Below are 19,337 nucleotides of genomic sequence, written 5' to 3'. Positions count from 1 at the left end.
ATGATCGCATTCACCAGTCTCTACAACCGGCCTTCTATGCAGGCTGTTTCACGATCGAGCTAACCCTCAATCATTCCATGAAAAAGGGCTTTCCAGGATGCATCGGCAATCCCGGAAAGCCCTGTCAAGTTTGACAAAAAGAAACGGCTACTCTTCATGCATATGTTGGCTGAGATAATTTTCCACTCCCACCTGCTTAATCGTTTCCAATTGGGTTTCTATCCAGTCGATATGCTCTTCTTCACTTTTGATGATACCTTCGAGCTTTGCCCGTGTAGTGAAATCTCCCACAGTGGTACAATGGGCAATGGCCTCGGCGAGAAGAACAACCGCTTCGTGCTCAAGAGCTAAGTCTGATTTAAATTGCTCAGGAACCGTTTCCCCAATTTTAATCGTTCCCAACCGTTGCATATTCGGAACACCCTCTAAATAGAGAAGATGCTCAATAATCTCTTCCGCATGCTTCATCTCATCAATTGAGTGTTTTCTAATTTCGTTATGTAATTGTTCGTATCCCCAATTTCCACACATTTCGCCGTGTAGGAAATATTGATTGATCGCGGTGAGTTCATTGGTAAGAACTTTATTCAGAAAATCGACGACGCCTTTTTTTGCCTTCATGGAAGTCCCCCTTTATTAAAGATTGTTTCAGACGTAAGAAATGAGAATGTCTGTTTCATTCGACTGACATAGTTTATCGGCCCAACTTCATTTTGGTCAATGTTTTTATTTAGGGAAAATTGTTTAACATTGAATTCCTTTCTCAACTTCGTTGATCTGAATATTCAAGTTCAACCTTTCGAGTTTATGAAGGTGTGAAGCTCTCCCTCCGTCACCCATTCGGTCACTCAACCCTCACGGCAGTCCCGCTTATACTCACCATGAGCATGCTCCCGGTTTCTCCCATAACCTCGTAATCCAAATCGATTCCAACAATGGCATTGGCTCCTACCCTCAAGGCTTCTTCCTGAATTTCCTGAAAGGCGATTTCACGCGCGCGTCGCAATTCCTTTTCGTATGCCCCCGATCGGCCTCCGACAATATCACGAATATTGGCAAAAAAATCCTTGAAAAAATTAGTGCCCAAGATAGCCTCTCCGGCGACCACACCTAAATAGTCTTTAATCTGATGGCCTTCAACATTGTGCGTCGTTGTCAGTATCATGTCCTCCCACTCCTTTTACATGAAAAACACATACTTCAGATACGCTCTCTCCTGCTGACTATACTATATTCATCCTGGGTTTCCCCTCACAACTTTTCCGCAAAGCGCGCGCGCATGCCAGTATGTCTGCACGACAAAGGGGAGTGTTGAAAAATGCCGCTAGCGGCCTTTTTGAACACTCCACTATTTTCTGGTAGGCTTCGGTGCCTCAGCAGCGAATGAAATAGCAAAATTTTTACAATATTCAACAGTCCCCAAATGGTCGAGAACGAATGGCGCAGAATTTGACTCTTAAATCAGATATTTTTCTGAACATCCTGATGACCCAACCTGTGGTAGGGGTTTCATCGTTCAATACAATGCCCACCAAATAAGCAATCTGCTTAACACATTCTCTCTCTTGCGTTTCAATCGGATACTGCCGATTTATCCACATACTTGTGCCCATTTTTTCTGGATTACTTTATCCTTATTTCTCCTCATAATTTTGTCTTTTATTCTTGCAATTCTCAAAAAATTCAGAAACCGGACACCGCGATATTTTTCAGATGGTGATTTCATTTGACTTCACTCGAAGTGCTCATTAGAATTTTTTTACGGAAGGATCATATGAGTGCCGGCACAATTCGTTCATCTCCATCTTCACACCCAGTATAGCCTCCTCGACGGAGCCAACCAACTCACACCCCTGTTCCAACAGGTGAAGAATTTCGGCATGCCCGCCGTCGCCATGACCGACCATGGCAATCTCTTTGGCGCCATTGATTTTTATCAAAAAGCCAAAGCTCATGATGTGAAACCGATTATCGGGTGTGAAGCCTATATGGCTCCAGGCAACCGTACCCAGCGGGCAGGCCACCTTGCGCATAACGAGTATTTTCATCTGATTCTTCTTGCGACCAATCAAGTTGGCTATCACAACCTGATTAAACTCTCCAGCAAAGCCTATCTTGAAGGCTTTTATTATAAGCCTCGCATGGACAAGGAATTATTACAGGAACATCAAGAAGGTCTCATTGCCCTTTCAGGGTGTTTGAGCGGTGAGGTGCCTCAGCTCATTAACCATCAGGATATGGAAGGGGCTCTCCGGGTGGCCGATGAGTATCGGTCCATCTTTGGAAAAGACCGCTATTACCTGGAAGTGCAGGCCAACGGCCTGGATCATCAACTTGTTGCGAATCGGGGATTACTGGAGATTCATAAGAAGCTTGGCATCCCGCTGGTGGGCACCAACGATTGTCATTATCTCAATAAACGAGATGCGCGTCCGCATGAAATCATGCTGTGTCTTCAAACGGGAAAAACGCTCAAAGATCCTAACCGGATGAAGTTTGACACCGACCAGTTATATGTGAAGTCCACAGAAGAAATGATTGCGGAATTTTCAGAATTTGACCGTGCAGTCTTGAATACAACCCAGGTGGCCGAGCAGTGCGATCTTCAATTGGAATTCGGAACCACATATCTGCCTGACTATCACGTACCTGAGGGTCAATCACATGACTCCTACCTTCAGCATCTTTCAGAAGAAGGCCTTCGAGCCCGTTTACGGGAACGCCCGACGGCCATAGCCCCCGAGGTCTACCAGCAGCGCCTCCACACCGAACTCGCCGTGCTGAATGCCATGGGGTATGCCGGATACTTTTTGGTTGTGTGGGATATCATCAATTTCGCCAGATCCCGAAAAATTCCAGTCGGGCCCGGACGAGGATCGGCCGCCGGCAGCCTCGTGGCTTACGCTCTGCGCATTACGGACCTCGATCCCCTCACCTACAACCTGCTCTTTGAACGCTTTCTCAACCCCGAACGTGTCACCATGCCGGATATCGACATGGATTTTTGCATGGACCGCCGCGGCGAAGTCATCAACTATGTCATTGAGAAATACGGTGAGGAGCATGTGTGTCAGATCATTACCTTTGGCACGCTAGGCGCCAAAGCGGCCATTCGGGATGTGGGAAGAGTCATGGACTTCCCCTATGCAGAAGTTGACCGGGTCGCGAAGTTGGTTCCCACCCAACTCAACATCACCCTCCAGGATTCCCTGAAGCTGGAACCTCGGCTGCAAGAACTTGTCGATCAAGATGCCAAGATGAAGGAGCTCATGGATACGGCGATGGCCCTGGAAGGCTTGGCTCGACATGCCTCGACTCATGCCGCCGGTGTGGTCATTTCGCAAAAACCCCTCATGGATCATGTGCCCCTTTACAAAACAAGTAACGACGAAATCGTCACCCAATACACCATGACCGATTTGGAAAAAGTCGGGTTGGTGAAATTTGATTTTCTGGGTCTCAAAACCCTGACGATGATTCATGACGCGGTTCGGATGGTCAATGCCAAGCTTCCAACTGAGTCTCCCTTGGATATTAACAATCTAGCCTTGAATGATCTCCAGACGTTTGAGCTCCTCAGTTCCGGAAAAACCTCAGGGATATTCCAGCTGGAAAGTTCCGGCATGCGAAACCTGTTGGTCAAAATCAAACCGGAAACCTTTGAGGACCTGATCGCCATTCTCGCACTCTATCGCCCCGGCCCCTTAGAGAGCGGCATGGTGGACGATTTCATTAAACGAAAACGCGATGCCTCCCAAATTGTCTATGACCCCCCGCAATTGGAACCCATTCTCAAAGAAACCTATGGGGTGATCGTTTACCAGGAACAGGTGATGGCCGTCGCCAACCAGTTAGCTGGATTTTCACTTGGGCAAGCCGACCTACTCCGACGGGCGATGGGTAAGAAAAAACATGAGGAAATGGCCAAACAAAAGGAATTGTTTGTCTCAGGGGCCAAAGGAAAGGGAATTTCGGAAAAAATCTCCGAAAAATTATTTGATCAAATGGCCTTTTTCGCCGGGTACGGGTTCAATAAATCACACTCCGCCGCCTATGCGGTCGTGACATACCAGACCGCTTACCTGAAAGCCCATTTTCCCACTGAATTTATGGCGGCCTTGCTGACATCTGAAATGGGAAATACTGACAAGATGGTTGGCTATTTTTCGGAATGTCGCGAATTGGGAGTACACATTCTGCCGCCCGATGCCAATCAAAGTTTAAAAAACTTCAGTGTGGTCCCTGAGGGTATCCGATTCGGGTTAGTGGCGATAAAAAACGTCGGCGGAAACGCCGTGGACGTGATTTTAGAATCCCGAGACACGGAAGGCCCATTTTCTTCCTTTATTGATTTTTGTTGCCGCATTGATTCGCAGAAGGTCAACAAACGGGTGTTGGAAGGACTCATTAAGGTCGGTGCCTTTGATTCTATGGGTCTCACGCGCGCCAGCACGTTTCAGGTCCTGGATGAAGCCCTTGAGCATGCCTCGACGATTCAACGCAATAAACGGGAAGGCCAAACCAGTCTGTTTGAAATATTGGCTCCGGAACCGGCCACGCCAAAGCAAGACGGGTTTGGTTTCGTCATTCCACAGATTCCCGAATGGTCTCAGAATGACTTACTCAAATATGAAAGAGAGCTCACCGGTTTTTATATTACTGCGCATCCACTCAACCGCCACAGCGTGGGGATCACTCATTTTTCTACCTGCTCGACCCAGACGATTCGCGACGTCGGCGACGGACGAGAGGTCAAAGTCTGCGGGGTCATTTCAAGCCTCAAAATTACCACGACGAAAAAAGGCAACAGGATGGCCTATGCCCAATTGGAAGATTTACACGGAACCGTTGAAGCCATTATTTTCCCTGAAACCTTTAAGCAACACGAAGAATTATTGGGACCGGAATCGGTCGTTCGGATATCGGGTACCGTTGACCTGATGGATAACGGCGCCCGCATCAAGGCCACCAAAGTCGAATCGCTCTCCCAATTAGAAAATGAAACCGTGAAGCATGTGACGCTCCAGGTCCACGAACAGGACGTTCTCCCCCATAATCTGCTAGACTTAAAGGACATATTCGAACGTCACCGTGGTCCGACCCCTATTTCGTTGGCGTTTCACTTGCATCCGGATCTGACCGCCAGCATGTCAGGATTGTCGGACATCGGCATTTCTCCGTCCCCGGAGTTTTTAGAAGAAGTGGAACATCTCCTCGGCACATCCACGGTCACCTTCCAATAATTTCCCTCTACCAAGGAGCCTGTCCGTGCGTGAATACCTGGACTTTGAAAAACCCCTGAAAGAACTTGAGGAACGCATTGCCAAGTTGGTGAAATCAAAATCTAAAAAGGTTTCGGTTCAGGAGGCCATCGTCAAATCAACCGAACAACTGGCAAATCTTGAGCGTGAGATCTTTGCCAATCTCTCGCCATGGCAACATAGCCAGATCGCCCGACACCCACAGCGCCCTTCGATTTCTGATTACCTGGAACACATGACGGAAGGTTTCATGGAACTCCATGGTGATCGCCTGTTCGGCGACGACCGCGCAATCATGGGAGGGTTTGCCACATGGAGGGGCCGCTCAATCATGGCGATCGGTCATGAAAAAGGAAAATCATTGAAGGAACGCATGCGCCGGAATTTTGGTATGGCCAAACCAGAGGGTTACCGAAAAGCGTTGCGTCTCATGAAATTAGCGGAACGCTTCAACCGACCCATCATCACCTTTATCGATACTCCAGGAGCATACCCCGGCGTTGATGCGGAGCAGCGCGGCCAAGCCGAAGCTATCGCCAGAAATTTGCTGGAAATGTCCAGATTGCAGGTGCCGATTCTGGCTGTGGTCACAGGAGAAGGCGGTAGTGGTGGAGCGTTGGCCCTGGGAGTGGCAGATCGTATTCTGATGCTCGAACATGCAATTTATTCGGTGATTTCTCCGGAAGGCTGTGCCGCAATTCTGTGGGGAGACGCCTCAAAATCTGCCGATGCCGCTACCGCCTTACGAATGACGGGGCCGGAGTTACGCAAACTTAATATTATCGAGGAGGTCATACCCGAACCAATGGGAGGTGCCCATCGAGATCCAAAAACTATGGCCGACCGTATCTCGCAAGCACTGGATACCCATTTCCTGCAATTACAGAAATTGTCGCCGGCAGCGCTCCGACAACAACGAGAGGCCAAATTCAGGAGCCTGGGAACCTTTGGCTCTTCTCAGGCCACGCCAAAACAGGTAAAGACAGTCAACTCGTAACCTGCATGAAGTCAGTAACCATTTCCAAGCTACCAAAGGCCCACAGGATACCTTTTTTTTGATTGATTCGCACGTTCTCCATGCGATTGTTCATCTCCCCCCATTAGACACCACAAAGTCCACGTATTGCAGTCCGATTATTTTTTTGCGCTCCAGACAAACGCCACCATTGACCGATCGCCATAGCTCAGAGGGTGATTCTCCGCTGGGCAGGAAAGATCTTCATCCGCCAGAAAGGGGAACCGGTCCAAGACATCCGAAGATCAGGATGGAGGACTAGTTTGATGAAGATGAGGGAGGATTCAAATTGTCTGAAGGAGGTTCCCACTGCCGTAACCGCTCGACCAAAGGGCCGGCTTCGGGAGTCGATTCGCGTCTGGGTTCACTTGGTGGATGATCCCAGGTCAATTCAACAAAGCCATGCTCCTCGAAAGTCTGTCGAATGACATGGACCAAAGCCTCCAGGGTAATCTCATCACTAAGCGTCAAATCAAGGACCCGCTCTTGTGTCTTCACAGGCGGAGGGCTTTCATGCATTAATGCCCAACACCGATTGAACACGGTCTCTCTCACGGATCCTGGCGCATTCATGGTCTCCAGCTCTGCAGTACACAATGCCAACACCATGAGAACAAACTGGATATCAGGCAACCCGGGTTGAAAGAGATCTAGTCGTTGCATGATGGCAATGGTACCTCTGATCCCACATGGCTGACAAGCACATGACCCAACACCACGACCAAGAAGCCTTTGCAAAATTAGTGGACCGTATCGGACCTGAACATGCAGGCCAACGCATGGAGATGCAGGCCCACTATTCGGCCCTTCTCTTAAAAGGCTATCACCTCCATATTCACATGGAGGAATTTCCAGCCATTGCCTGGCTTATCAAGACTCTCTTAAAAACAACCGGTATTTGGCCATTAGCTGTGAAGAATACGTCACAATACCGAATTGTCGAACACACCGTCTCCATCCCTCACCTGCCAGAATCCTTTGAGGGATTTCGCATTGTGCATTTGTCAGATCTCCATATTGAGGGGATGATCGATAAAGGCCATGCGCTCCAGGCCGCCATGTCCAGGCTGCAGTACGACCTGTGCGTCATGACCGGTGATTTTCGCTTTCTCACCTATGGCCATTATGACAAGACGTTGATACTCATGGAGGAATTGGTGAAGACCCTCAAGGCTCCTTACGGGGTCACGGGCATTTTGGGGAATCATGATTGGCTCGAAATGGTGCCTGGGCTCGAGCGATGTGGAATCCGAATGCTACTCAATGAAGCGCAATCCCTGGAAAAGGGGTCGGATGCGATTTGGCTCCTCGGGTTGGATGATGTCCATTATTACGAAACGGGCGATCTGGAGAAAACCGTACGCCTCGCACCCAACGACGCCGTGCGTATCCTCTTAGTGCATTCGCCGGAAATTATTCCCGAAGCCTCGAACGCCGGCATGGACCTCTATCTCTGCGGCCACTCGCACGGAGGCCAAATTTGTCTACCTGGGGGCAATCCCATCATCACCCATTGTCGTTGCCCCAGGTCCTATAAGGCAGGCCCATGGCAATACCGTTCAATGCAAGGATACACTTCTCGAGGAGTCGGCACGTCCCTATTTCCCATTCGCCTCTTCTGCTTTCCCGAAATCATCATTCACACGCTCACACGAGCTCCCCAATCTTGAAAATCGCCTGGTCAATTCATACACTGATCTTCTCCATCGGGAAAACTGACGGAGAAATGGAAGGGTGACAACCAGCATCGATTGTTGAGGATATGCCTTTTCCCGGAGAATGTTGATAATCGCACCTTTGACGCAGGCTATCTCTGCCCGAGATTACTCGCAGACTCCTCATCCAATTTCTGTAGAATCGTGAGGCAGTCGAATCAATGTTAAATTTCATCTGTACTTCCCTCTTTTCTCACGCTATGCTCTGAGGGAGCATCCATAACGGCATCCTACCTCGTCTTATCCTCATGAGCTCCTCAATCACTACACCCACTCAATTTCAATACGACCTCATTTGTATCGGGAGCGGACCAGCGGGTCAACGGGCGGCGATTCAAGCCGCCAAAATAGGGAAACGGGTCGCGGTCATTGAAAAAAAGCGTACAGTGGGCGGTGCCTGTTTAGAGACCGGGACCATTCCCAGTAAAACCTTTCGAGAAGCCGTCATGTCCTTTACCGGACCCCATCAACATTGGGGTCGTTCACCGGATACAGCGAAAATTCGACCCACGGCCGACCAATTGGTCGCGCGCGTGGCGGAGGTTATTCGCACCGAAGGTGAGGTGATGAACGATCAATTACGAAGAAACGATGTGGAACTCATCCAAGGGGAAGCCACTTTTGTGGATCCCCACACCCTGTTGGTTCACACCGACAACCAGTCACAAACCCTGTCGAGCGCCCACATTCTGATTGCGGTAGGAACCATCCCGACACCTCCTCCCAATATTCCCATAGACGGCCAATATATTTTTGACAGTGATGGCATCATCCACCTGCAACAGCTCCCACGAACCATGACCGTGGTTGGAGCCGGGATCATCGGTATTGAATATGCCTCAATGTTAGGGGCACTTGGCGTCGAAGTCACCCTTGTGGATTCACGAATTCGTCCCTTGGAATTTCTCGATGGTGAGATTGTTGATGAGCTCATTTATCAAATGCGGAATCACCAGGTCACCTTTCGTCTCGGTGAAACTGTCGAAAAATTAGAAATTTCGGACACACCATCCCGGAAAGTCGTGATCCATTTGGCTTCCGGGAAACGACTGGTCTCAGGCCTTGCCCTCTATTCCGTCGGACGAACGGGAGCCACAGCAACACTCCAGCTCGAGAAGGCGGGATTGACTGTAGATGCCCGCGGCCGCCTGCCGGTCGATTCTCAATATCGCACCCCAGTCCAGCATATTCTGGCGGCAGGTGATGTCATCGGTTTTCCGAGCTTGGCCGCCACCTCTTCCGAGCAAGGCCGCTTAGCGGCCTGCTATGCCTTTGGTCTGGAAGCCAACCCCATGACAAGCCTGTTCCCTGTTGGTATTTATGCCATTCCGGAAATTTCGATGGTGGGAGCCACAGAGGAACAACTGACCCTCCAGAAAATTCCGTATGAGGTGGGAATAGCCCGTTACCGCGAAATCGCTCGTGGCACAATCATGGGAGATTTAAACGGCATGTTGAAACTGTTATTTCATCGAAACGATCACCGGCTCTTGGGCGTACATGTGATCGGAACGGGAGCCACAGAACTCATTCACATCGGACAGGCCATCCTTCACACCGAACGTGGGCTCGAATACTTCCTCACGACCGTCTTTAATTATCCCACGCTGGCGGAATGCTACAAAGTAGCGGCCCTCGACGCCTACAACAAACTTTGTGAAACATAGCAGACTTTTTCACGTATCGGTTAAAACGGTAGCTTGAGTCCGCCGGGAAGATCCTTTAATCCTTTGATAGGAAGGCTTTTTTCAAGAAGACTTTTGAGCACAGCATCATGCTGCGTGACGCGCTCGGTTAATTGACCGGCAATTTCTTCAAACCCGCCAAAATTATTTTGAAGTTGTTGCATCGGTTCGGCAATCTTCGCCGAGATGGCCGATTGAAGTTCAGTGCCAAACTTTGCAGCCATTTCATTCACCATCTTGCCAGCCGGATCCTGAAGAACACCATCCAGATCAGAGGATACCGTGACTTCATGTTGTTCCAATGTCCCCGTCACATTAGCCTGAACAGAAAACTCAGATACACCCGCCACGGCAGAGCTGAGGGATTTGGTTAAAGGATTGGTATCACCATCTTTTCCTGCCGAGAAGTGAAGACTGTGGAAATTCCCTATGCCATGAACTTTCAATCCCCGGTCCTTGAGATCCGCGTTTACGTTGACACCACCCACCCCGCTAGCCAGTGTGACGGGCCATTTATCATTTTTGGATAATGCCAGATTATCCATTTCATACCCTTTTGCCTGCACCGTCAGATGATCCTTGGAATCGGCGGGCACCACATGGTTGAGAAACCCTTCCAACGAAACAGACTGTACCCCCTTCAACCGGTCTCCGGAAAAAACAAACGTTATGGGTTGTCCCAATGTCGGTTGGTCGTTGGTGATATTATGGATGGTCCCGGCCAAATCACCTACCGCTAAACTGATCGATACCTTCGTCAGACGAATCAGGAAATCGGGAAGCGGATGCACTTCCTGAAAATGCACATCCACACCCTTCCCACGTAAAGGCTTGTCCACCTGTGGGCCATCTTCTCCTCCCCCTGCGCGGTCCCCTTCCAGAAACGGCTTCGCTCGTTCATACCAGGCCGCTCCCTGATGAACCCATGATCCAATCTGGGGCCCCAATAATGTTTGACTCACATGAGCCAACCCTTTTGGGGATAAATTGTATTTGGCCTTGAGGTGTTGAATATCCCGTTGCGGTGCGGTTTTCACCTGATCGAGGCGTGTGCGTAGTAACGCCAACTTCTCCTCGAACTCCTTCTTCGCCCCTTTGAGCGATTCAATTTCCTGCTCAATATCCTGTTTCAAGACCTGCACTTCCCCCACTCCGCCCAAAACGCCTTCCAGTCCGCCTTTTGCAGCCTTTTTCAGACTTTTCACCCGTTCTTTGTATTCGGCCAACTGGGCTTTCCCCGGCAACTCTTTCAACCTTGCCTCCCATGCCTCTTTTTCCCGCTCAACATCCCCTTTCAATGCCTCAATCAATCGGATGGTTTCCAGGTCTTCTTTTTCTAAAATATTTTTCACGTCAGGAACTTCAAGAGCCGGAAGCGCAAGAGAAAACATCCCGGACTCCTCTTCAGCAGACACGTCTGGGATTGGCTTGACGGCGCCGGATGTGGTTCTGAGAGTGCCCAAACGAACACCTTCCAAAGCCATTTCTTCCACAATGACTTTTCGCCGTAGGAGATTCAGTCCATCTAAACCCATAGTCACGTTGGCCACTTCCACCGCATTGGTCATGGGCTTCCTGGGATTCGTCACTTGCAATCTGGTCAACGAGAGGCCAGCGGGAAACAGGCTGAGATCAGCCGCATCCAGCTCTACCTGAGCTCCCACGGCTTCGGTCCCTGCCCCTTCGATCAAACTTTTCACCCATCCATCCACCAAAAATATCCACACGCAACCGAAAATGCCTGCAAACACGACAAACGCCCCAAGCCCCCACCACCGAATCCATTTCGTCATCAGCTAGGCCTCCATGACGAAAAGGTTTCATAGGTCTGATACAACTTGCTAGCTTTAAACATTTGCATAATCCGGGTTTTTTGTACCCAGGCCAGGACATGTTGTCGATAGCGACGAATCAAGAGGTTCGAAAGCAGAAGAACAGGAACAAACATAGCAACAGAAAACACCAGGCTGCCCATCACAATAGAATTATTAAAATGCTCCAATCGCCACCACACCGATTGATAAAGGGAGGTCCAAAACCCTTCCAGCGATGGAGCGGTCAGAACGGTCAACCCCAGTAGATGAAAGAGCGGATCAAGGAGATAAGCCATCCCGGTAAACAGCGCCAGCCCCAACAGAAAAGCCGATAGATTCACACGCAGGATAAATACCAACAGGAGCACAAAGAGATTGTGCAAGCTCAGAAGCGGGGTAAGCCCAACGATCATGGCAAAACAGAATCCCAACGAGAGTTGGCCCGGCTCGGTCTCGGAATTCAGGACACGAAGTAGTTTGGCAAGAAGCTTAATCATTCGTTAATAGACAATCCATATGAGCACAATACCAGAATACCTTTGAACCCGTGCTACGTCCACACAATGGATGGAAGAAGCTTCCAACCAAATAGTGGCTCAATTCATACTTGTTGATGTGAGCATGGCCGCAGACGTTTCGCTTTGTCCGCTGATTGGATTTTTTGGCTCAATGGCACGCCGGGGTATGCTGCGTTTACTTATGGTCTTAGCCTTTGTGCGATGCATTTTCTCCCGAGAATGGTACGGAAGGATTCCGCTTAGGACCTCCGCCAGGGTGTCGCACGGGACATCCTCCAGCAACTTAATGGCCGGTTTGGGATCGGGACCGGACCGGCCGCCGACAAAGATATCCACGGCTTCGACAATCTGCCCTTTAACTTTGATCTTTTTCCCTAACAGACCCACATCCGCCACCAGATGATTGCCGCAACCGGCGGGACATCCCGACCAGTGCATGGTGATGGGTTTCATCTCCGCGCCGATGCTCGCTTCAATTCGTTTTGCCGTTTCCACCGCTCGGCTTTTTGATTCGATGACAGCAAGATTACAGTAGTCGCTTCCTACACAACTGACTAATCCTTTTTGTACCGGCGTGGGATTGTAGACAAAGCGTTCTAATAAAGGCTCTTCCGTAAGGTCTCCTAAGACGCGGTCAGAAACATGTGGTATAACCACGGCTTGATTAGCCGCCAGACGGAGTTCCCCTGTGCCGTAGGATTCAGCCAGGCCGGCTATTCCGTGTAAATCATCCCCCTGAATACGGCCAACGGGAATTTTGAGTCCCACGTAGTTCAAGCCGGACTGCTTTTGCCGGTAGACCCCCATATGATCATTGACGGAGTGCTTCCGTGAATCGGTTCCTGCTCGCGATAATTCCCATCCCACTTCCCGCTGAACTTCCATGCGAAACCGTTCTTCACCCCAGTCATCCAATAAAAAAGCCAGTCTGGCAGTCGTGCGCGAGTCCCGGCATCCATGATTCCGAAAGACGCGAAGGATGGCTCCGGTCACGGCCACCACTTCCTGGGGGCTGACGAATACATCTAGCGGAGTGGCAATGCGATACCCCCCAGAGCCGAGTTTCCCCCCCGCTAACAGGTTAAACCCGATGACCGCTCCGTCCCGTCCCTCCAGCATTGCCGGAACCAGTGCCAGATCTTGAGTTTCGAGGTGTAAACAATTGTCGAGACAACCGGTGATGGCCAAATTAAACTTTCGAGGAAGATTCGAATAAGCCCGATGTCCCACCAGTGCTTCTGTCAGCCGTTTCACCAGGTCTGTTGCATCGAGTTGTTCTTGCGTGGTTAACCCGGCCACCGGGCAGGTCATGATATTGCGAACATTGTCCATGCCGGTTTGCAACGAACAAAGGCCCGCCTCTTCCATTTGACGAAAGACTTCCGGGACATGCTCGATCTTCAGATGCCGCAACTGAAACTGCTGACGGGTCGTCAGATCCAACACGCCATTTCCATAGGTGTTGGCCAGATGCGCCAATGTGCGTAATTGGACCGAAGTGGTTCTTCCTCCTGGAATACGGACCCGGATCATAAAAAGCCCCGGTGTGGGATTTCGAAGGAATAGTCCATACCATTTCAGCCGTTGAATATCTTCATCCGGGATCGCCTCCCACCCCGATTCAGCATATCGGGCAATATCCTCTTTGATGTCCAACCCGTCTTTTTCGCCTTTGAGCACCTCAATCTTATTCATCAGAATCCTTTCACGTTTCTTTCTCGATTCAGTCACACGACCTGCTCTAGTTCCTAATTCTCCCGCCCAACTGCCAGGGGCTGAGACAATAACTCCCTCTCCGCTGGTACAGGAATCCTCCGTGACGATTCAAGTGACGCAACTTCCGCTACGGCTTCTGCTTTCTTGATCCACCCACGCACAGGACTGATGATCCAATAGGCTCCTCCCATAAATACGGCACCACCGACGATATTTCCCGATACGACCCACAACTGATTCCACAAAAAACCGGTCCAGGAAATATCCGGGCCATGCGGGAGAAACAAGGCAATGCCCAAGAGCGATTGGTTGGCAATGCTATGCTCAAACCCACTTCCGATGAATGCGAAGAGGCACCAAAAAATCAGCATGATCTTCGCGACATCATTGGTCGTGCGGGATGCCGTCCACACTGCCAAACAGACGAGCCAGTTACAAAGAACCCCGCGGATAAACAGCTCCCACATCGGAAGATTCATTTTAAGCGCGGCCACCTTGAGCAGCAGATCGCTTTGAGGCGCCTGTCCCACCACCCCAGATTGTACGACCAACCATGCCAACCCCATTGATCCCGCGAGGTTACCCACAAACGACCAGAAAAAAATCTGACCGACCTGTTTCATCGTGATGGCCTTGGCCAAAGCACCAAGAGCACACACCATATTATTTCCGGTAAACAGTTCCGAACCCGCAAAGATAACCAGCGTCAGCGCAATGCCAAAGGACACGCCCATCACTAGTTTAAACCCGGCTGATCCTTCGGCCCAAAATGGAGCGCCCACACTGAAAATCAAACATATCCCAAAACCGAGATAAATGCCTGCCAGGGCGGATAAGACCAGGTACCCAATAGGATTACTTCGGAAGTACCCCACTTTCTTCTCTGCCAGCTGAACCATTCGTTCGACATCCCCCGTATGCATGACTCTCTCCTTATTCTGTTATTCCGTAATCCGCATAATAAAAAAGCGCCAACTGCCTGGTCTAAGGCCGGATTAATCCGCCTTGCCCAAACAGTGGCGCCTTTGCCACTTCCCCCACCATTCACTCCTCGAAATGATGAAGTCTGATTTCTTTGTTCCTACCGAATTATTACACCGTTCGTTTCGGAAGATTGTCGGATCAATACGTCAGTTCCCTGAACCCATCACCCCATGTTTCGCATTCGGCAAAAAAAAACGCCCAATCCCTTGAAAAGGAATTGGACGATCATTGTCCAAAAACACATCTTTGCTAAATGACCAGCAACTTCATTGTTGCTAGTAAATTATTTAGCAGACATGTCAGCCCCTGTCAATCAGGGCTAAAGACCTATTCAATCAGTTTAGGAAAACGCTTACAACGAAACCCCCACGAAAACCGGATGCACTACGAAGTGGCTTGCGTCAGAAACGCTACCATGACTAAAACGCCGTTATATGTGCCATGGAGCGCGATTCCTGGCACAAGACTTTCTGTTCGAATGCGTAACAGGATCGTCAACGAACCAACCAATGAAACGGCTAATAGTGCCGGCCAATACTCAAGCACTTTCGGCATATGCACTCCAACAAAGATCATCGTGGTCATGAAACCAGCCAAACCCGGTCCCCAGGATTCCGACATTCCGGTAAACAAAATCCCCCGGAAGAGCACCTCTTCCACAACAGGAAATACCCCAACAATCATCAAAGCCCATAAAGTCTGTAACGAAGGAGGCGCACTGATCATGGCATCAAAGAGCGGTTGAGGAAGATCGTCCGCTGGGAGCCCACCATATTCAGTAAAGGCAACAAATCCAAAACCCAAGGCTAATCCCATCAAAACAAAACGCCACAGATTTCGAAAATCATAGGATTTCCCAAGTAGCTCACTGAACCCATTTGCATTCGAAGATAGGACCGCTCGCCGTCTCGCCAGGTCTATCGACACCATCATGGCTCCCAATGTCCCCACACATAACGACAGGGGAAGTAACCAAACTTCCTTATACTGAGGTACCGTGCCAAACTGCGCCCCGACGTCAATTCCCCCGACCAACGTCTCCACCGCCCCGCCCACAGCGGAAACCATGAAGATCCCAAGGGCCTGAACAACATAGAAACATCCAACGATCAGGACCGCCGACCATGCGTGCCGCCAGGGTTTCAACCGGGGTGGAGCGTGAGGTGGAGAATCTTCAGAGCAGAGGACCGGGAGTGGCATATTGTTCTTTCGGGTGTTGGCGCAATTTCTTGATGTCTCAACATGGTAGACCTTGCTTCAGAAGTCACACATTCCTTTATTCCAGCACATCTCAACCCATGCGATACCTCGGACCGAGATTCATTTTTGATCACAAAAGCCATTTAAACATGCATGAAGGGGGTGGGAGAGAACACATGAGGCTCCAGACATTTTAAATCAGGGACACTTCCACGTATTGCTCAGAGAGGAAAGGGTCATGTCTTTGAAGGTAGAGGGTCCACCGACATGTCTTAGAAAATTGAAGAGTAACGACATCGTTGCAAAAAAGTCATTCGCACAAGACAAAGCACCCCGTGTGTTATGGGCGGGAACCCGTCCTTTCACAGCAGTGTTTTCGAAATAGGTAGGGTCCGGTCTATGTTCCGGAAGAATATGCAAGTGAGCATGGAGTTAGCCCTCCATGGATGAAGATTGTTTATCAGATAGTTCACGAAACGCGCCAATTAATTTTAGGGCGACACTGGAGTAATTGTTAATGGCCTGGGAATCATCGCCTACGTCAAGATAGGGGGTATACCCCTCGCTCGTTGCCAGTTTTTCTTTGGAAGGTCTGTTGAACCCCATTGACCATTGGGAAAAACTCCGGTTCTTGATCGGACCTTGAAATAACACCACAATTCGATTGTGGCGAGAATCCTGCCGAATGACCCCAAGCATATTCATCACCTGGTCTTTGGGCCCCTCAAGTGCCTGAATAAATGATCCATCACAATGAAGTAACATACCCGTGATTCCAAGTTGCTTGTTTTTATTACGTGCGTGTTTCAACATCGACAGTAGCTCGTCTTCTTCAATTCGCCGTGTTGCTGCACTGGCATAGATGATTTGATACAAGTCGTTTTCCATAACCCTGCAGCCTCCCTCAAATCATTGTCTCAGGCAATGAGCTCTGCTCATTTTGAATGCCTTGATTCAGGAACATGCCATTCGAATTCTATCGCCTCTGAATGGCGGAAAAGGGCACCATATCAAAGCTTTCTCAAATATGAAACAGGGAATATCGGAAGGGAAAAAATTCTCTAAAACAAATGGAGGAAGGCTTAGTGCTTGAGAGAAACCACAAAACGATCAAGAGCCTTCAAGTCCTGAAAGACGATGATATTTTCCTGCAAAAATGCCTCAGCATGAGCTTGGATAGCCTGGCCCCCTAAACCGACTGGAGTAAGCGGGACAATGGTACCGGCTATTTCTTGTGCCAGGGCGAGGGCTTCCTCTGAAGACTCCATCATTGTCACAGAAAGCAACACACAGGTGGGACGGTTCCGGTCACAATAGGCCGCTAATTCAGGAATCGGTAAATTGGCCCCCAAATAATGTACTCGACAACCCCGTGCCCGGCAGACATAGGCTGCCGTCATTGCCGCAACTTCATGCCATTCATTCGTAGGACAGGCAATGACTACCACAGGTCCCACATCTGAGGTTTGAAAATGGTTCAAGGCCGAAAAAATTTTTTGTTTGACTTGATTAGACGCATAATGTTCCTGGCCCACGCCAAGCTTTCCATCATGCCAGAGTTGTCCAACCCGTTCTTGTAAGGGGAGTAAAAAACGATGTAACGCTTCTTCAAAAGGAATCACGGCTAAGGCGCCATTCAATTTCCTTTCAAAACCCACACGATCATTCTCCTCTAACGCCTGTGATAAATCGGTAACCAAACGTTCAGACGGTGGCGGCTCACGATGGGTTTCCACAAATACCCGCTGAGCCTGCTCCTGTAAATGCTCACGTCCTTGCACGGACAATTCCCCAATCGACAACCCCTGGTCTATCTGAGACTTGAGATATCGAAACAACACCACATCGTCATCCGTATACAGGCGATAACGATTATCGCCTCGAACAGGGTTCACCAGCCCATATCGCCGCTCCCAGGCTCGTATGACGTGGGGAGAAAGGCCGGTAAGCTTGGAAAAACGATGAATTCTATACATTGGCATTAGGTATTTATATCAATGTGTATAATGTATGTCAAATCATTTTTTTAAAACAATTGACAAACATTGAACGCATTGCTATAACTATGAACATACATTAGACAAACATAAGTCAAACAACATTTGTCTAATTGTAATTTAAAACGGAGGGACTACAATGACACACACCACAAAACACACCAACCAGCAAACGGGAAGGAGGCAAACTGAAAATGCTGGAAGATTGCTTCATGCCTGTTCGCGCTGTGGAGGGTTCTTGGTGAGTAGTTATTGCATCTCTCCCGATCAAGGAACCTCTGAATTTCAGATCCCCGTGTGGATATGCCTGCAATGCGGAGATCTATTTGATGCCACGGTTTTAAAAAACCGGCATCTCTTTCACCATCACTCAAACAATTAACCGGAGGGTTATCGTCATGAATGTACCACGGAACTTCTCAATCTCCCATTCACTCTATCGGAAGAATTTCTCTATGAAGCCGTTTCATCAGACCATCGGTGGCACCATGATGGCCTCACTACTCCTCATCACTACTCCTGCATTGAGCGCCGGTCCTGAAAATATGGTCCTCGTGCCTAAAGGTGAATTTGTGATGGGCAGTGAAAATCATCAGGATGAGAAACCTCACAACGTGGTCCTCGATGCCTACCACATCGACACGTATGAGGTGTCCAACAAAGATTACAAGGAATTTATGAAGAACACAGGACACGCAGCTCCGGCCTATTGGGATGATCCACGACTTAACAAACCCGAGCAACCGGTGGTGGGAGTCAATTGGTATGACAGCAGCGCCTTCTGCGAATGGAAAGGGAAACGATTGCCGACAGAAGCGGAATGGGAGCGAGCGGCGAAAGGGCCTGATGGACATGCCCATTACCCCTGGGGACATGAGCTTGATGCTTCCAAGGCCAACTATGGTCAAACCGTCGGGCAGACAACCGCTGTGGACTCCTATCCAGAAGGTAAGAGTGGATTCGGGGCTTATAACATGGCCGGCAACGTTTTTGAATGGGTGTCAGATTGGTATGATCCCGGTTATTTTAACGTCAGCCCTGCCATGAACCCCCAAGGTCCTTCCACAGGTCTCAATTTTGCGAATCAGGGTCAGGTCAAAGTGTTAAAAGGGGGCTCCTGGTTAGCACCGGCTAGCTCCCTTCATACCAGCCATCGATTCTGGAACCAACCTGAGAACAATTCTTATGGCGTTGGTTTAGGTTTCCGCTGTGCCCAGGCGGCCTCTCCAGCGGGGCTTCAGAACGTCCAATATGACTTCATGCTCTCTCTGATCAGCATGGGGCAGGAAAAATGGCAGGAAGCTCTCACATCCATTGAGAAGGCTCTCAAGGCCGATCCGAAAAATGAAGAATATCTGCAGACCCAAACATTGATCATGGATCAAATCAATAAAGACAAAAAGTAAACCATGGAAGTCCCGATCGTCATGAT

General features: G+C 49.5%; 15 protein-coding genes. 5 read left to right on the top strand and 10 right to left on the bottom strand.

What is annotated here, in order from left to right; translation table 11 throughout:
• Positions 1 to 147 precede the first annotated feature (147 nt).
• Positions 148 to 621: a bacterioferritin gene (bfr, locus tag PJI16_10955; GenBank protein ID MDT3778075.1), complete on the bottom strand. Its 474-nt coding sequence runs from the start codon at positions 619 to 621 to the stop codon at positions 148 to 150.
• 223 nt (positions 622 to 844) lie between these two features.
• Positions 845 to 1,165 carry a heavy metal-binding domain-containing protein gene (locus PJI16_10950; GenBank protein MDT3778074.1) on the bottom strand — a complete coding sequence of 107 codons (321 nt, stop codon included), beginning with the start codon at positions 1,163 to 1,165 and terminating at the stop codon, positions 845 to 847.
• A gap of 613 nt (positions 1,166 to 1,778) precedes the next feature.
• On the opposite strand from PJI16_10950, the gene PJI16_10945 reads away from it, so the two are divergent.
• Together PJI16_10945 and PJI16_10940 are read left to right on the top strand one after the other, a co-directional pair.
• The gene (locus PJI16_10945) at positions 1,779 to 5,243 is read left to right on the top strand and encodes a DNA polymerase III subunit alpha (GenBank protein MDT3778073.1); all 3,465 of its coding nucleotides are present in this window, start codon (positions 1,779 to 1,781) and stop codon (positions 5,241 to 5,243) included.
• A gap of 25 nt (positions 5,244 to 5,268) precedes the next feature.
• On the top strand, positions 5,269 to 6,258 hold the full coding sequence (locus PJI16_10940) for an acetyl-CoA carboxylase carboxyltransferase subunit alpha (GenBank protein ID MDT3778072.1): 990 nt from the start codon (positions 5,269 to 5,271) through the stop codon (positions 6,256 to 6,258).
• A gap of 276 nt (positions 6,259 to 6,534) precedes the next feature.
• Here PJI16_10940 and PJI16_10935 read toward each other — a convergent pair whose 3' ends face one another.
• Positions 6,535 to 6,939, bottom strand: a complete 405-nt coding sequence (locus tag PJI16_10935) for a hypothetical protein (GenBank protein MDT3778071.1) — start codon at positions 6,937 to 6,939, stop codon at positions 6,535 to 6,537.
• 26 nt (positions 6,940 to 6,965) lie between these two features.
• Between PJI16_10935 and PJI16_10930 the strand changes: the two genes are divergently transcribed.
• Together PJI16_10930 and sthA are read left to right on the top strand one after the other, a co-directional pair.
• Positions 6,966 to 7,946: a metallophosphoesterase gene (locus PJI16_10930; protein MDT3778070.1), complete on the top strand. Its 981-nt coding sequence runs from the start codon at positions 6,966 to 6,968 to the stop codon at positions 7,944 to 7,946.
• A gap of 293 nt (positions 7,947 to 8,239) precedes the next feature.
• A complete protein-coding gene (sthA, locus tag PJI16_10925) occupies positions 8,240 to 9,658 on the top strand; it encodes a Si-specific NAD(P)(+) transhydrogenase (GenBank protein MDT3778069.1) in 1,419 nt (472 codons plus the stop codon).
• A gap of 20 nt (positions 9,659 to 9,678) precedes the next feature.
• Here the strand turns inward: sthA and PJI16_10920 are convergent, their stop codons facing one another.
• From PJI16_10920 to PJI16_10890, 7 genes are all read right to left on the bottom strand, one after another.
• On the bottom strand, positions 9,679 to 11,469 hold the full coding sequence (locus PJI16_10920) for a TIGR03545 family protein (protein ID MDT3778068.1): 1,791 nt from the start codon (positions 11,467 to 11,469) through the stop codon (positions 9,679 to 9,681).
• A complete protein-coding gene (locus PJI16_10915) occupies positions 11,469 to 11,987 on the bottom strand; it encodes a TIGR03546 family protein (GenBank protein ID MDT3778067.1) in 519 nt (172 codons plus the stop codon). Before PJI16_10915 ends, PJI16_10920 begins: the two co-directional genes overlap by 1 nt.
• A 99-nt stretch (positions 11,988 to 12,086) precedes the next feature.
• Complete coding sequence (locus PJI16_10910) at positions 12,087 to 13,703, bottom strand: ferredoxin--nitrite reductase (GenBank protein ID MDT3778066.1); 1,617 nt, start codon at positions 13,701 to 13,703, stop codon at positions 12,087 to 12,089.
• 53 nt (positions 13,704 to 13,756) lie between these two features.
• Positions 13,757 to 14,647 carry a formate/nitrite transporter family protein gene (locus PJI16_10905; GenBank protein ID MDT3778065.1) on the bottom strand — a complete coding sequence of 297 codons (891 nt, stop codon included), beginning with the start codon at positions 14,645 to 14,647 and terminating at the stop codon, positions 13,757 to 13,759.
• Between the two features lie 445 nt (positions 14,648 to 15,092).
• Positions 15,093 to 15,908 (bottom strand): CPBP family intramembrane metalloprotease, encoded by an 816-nt coding sequence (locus PJI16_10900; protein MDT3778064.1) that lies wholly within the window; start codon positions 15,906 to 15,908, stop codon positions 15,093 to 15,095.
• A 432-nt stretch (positions 15,909 to 16,340) separates the two neighbouring features.
• Complete coding sequence (locus PJI16_10895) at positions 16,341 to 16,796, bottom strand: BLUF domain-containing protein (protein MDT3778063.1); 456 nt, start codon at positions 16,794 to 16,796, stop codon at positions 16,341 to 16,343.
• Positions 16,797 to 16,990: 194 nt separating this feature from the next.
• Positions 16,991 to 17,890, bottom strand: coding sequence for a MerR family transcriptional regulator (locus PJI16_10890; GenBank protein MDT3778062.1), 900 nt, complete (start codon positions 17,888 to 17,890; stop codon positions 16,991 to 16,993).
• A 470-nt stretch (positions 17,891 to 18,360) separates the two neighbouring features.
• Between PJI16_10890 and PJI16_10885 the strand changes: the two genes are divergently transcribed.
• Entirely contained in the window at positions 18,361 to 19,311 is a 951-nt protein-coding gene (locus PJI16_10885) for a formylglycine-generating enzyme family protein (GenBank protein MDT3778061.1), read from the top strand.
• Positions 19,312 to 19,337 lie beyond the last annotated feature (26 nt).

The organism is Nitrospira sp. MA-1 (assembly GCA_032139905.1).
Lineage (GTDB): Bacteria > Nitrospirota > Nitrospiria > Nitrospirales > UBA8639 > Nitrospira_E.
Note: the sequence above shows the minus strand (reverse complement) of the source record. Positions and strands in the feature narration are given on the sequence as shown.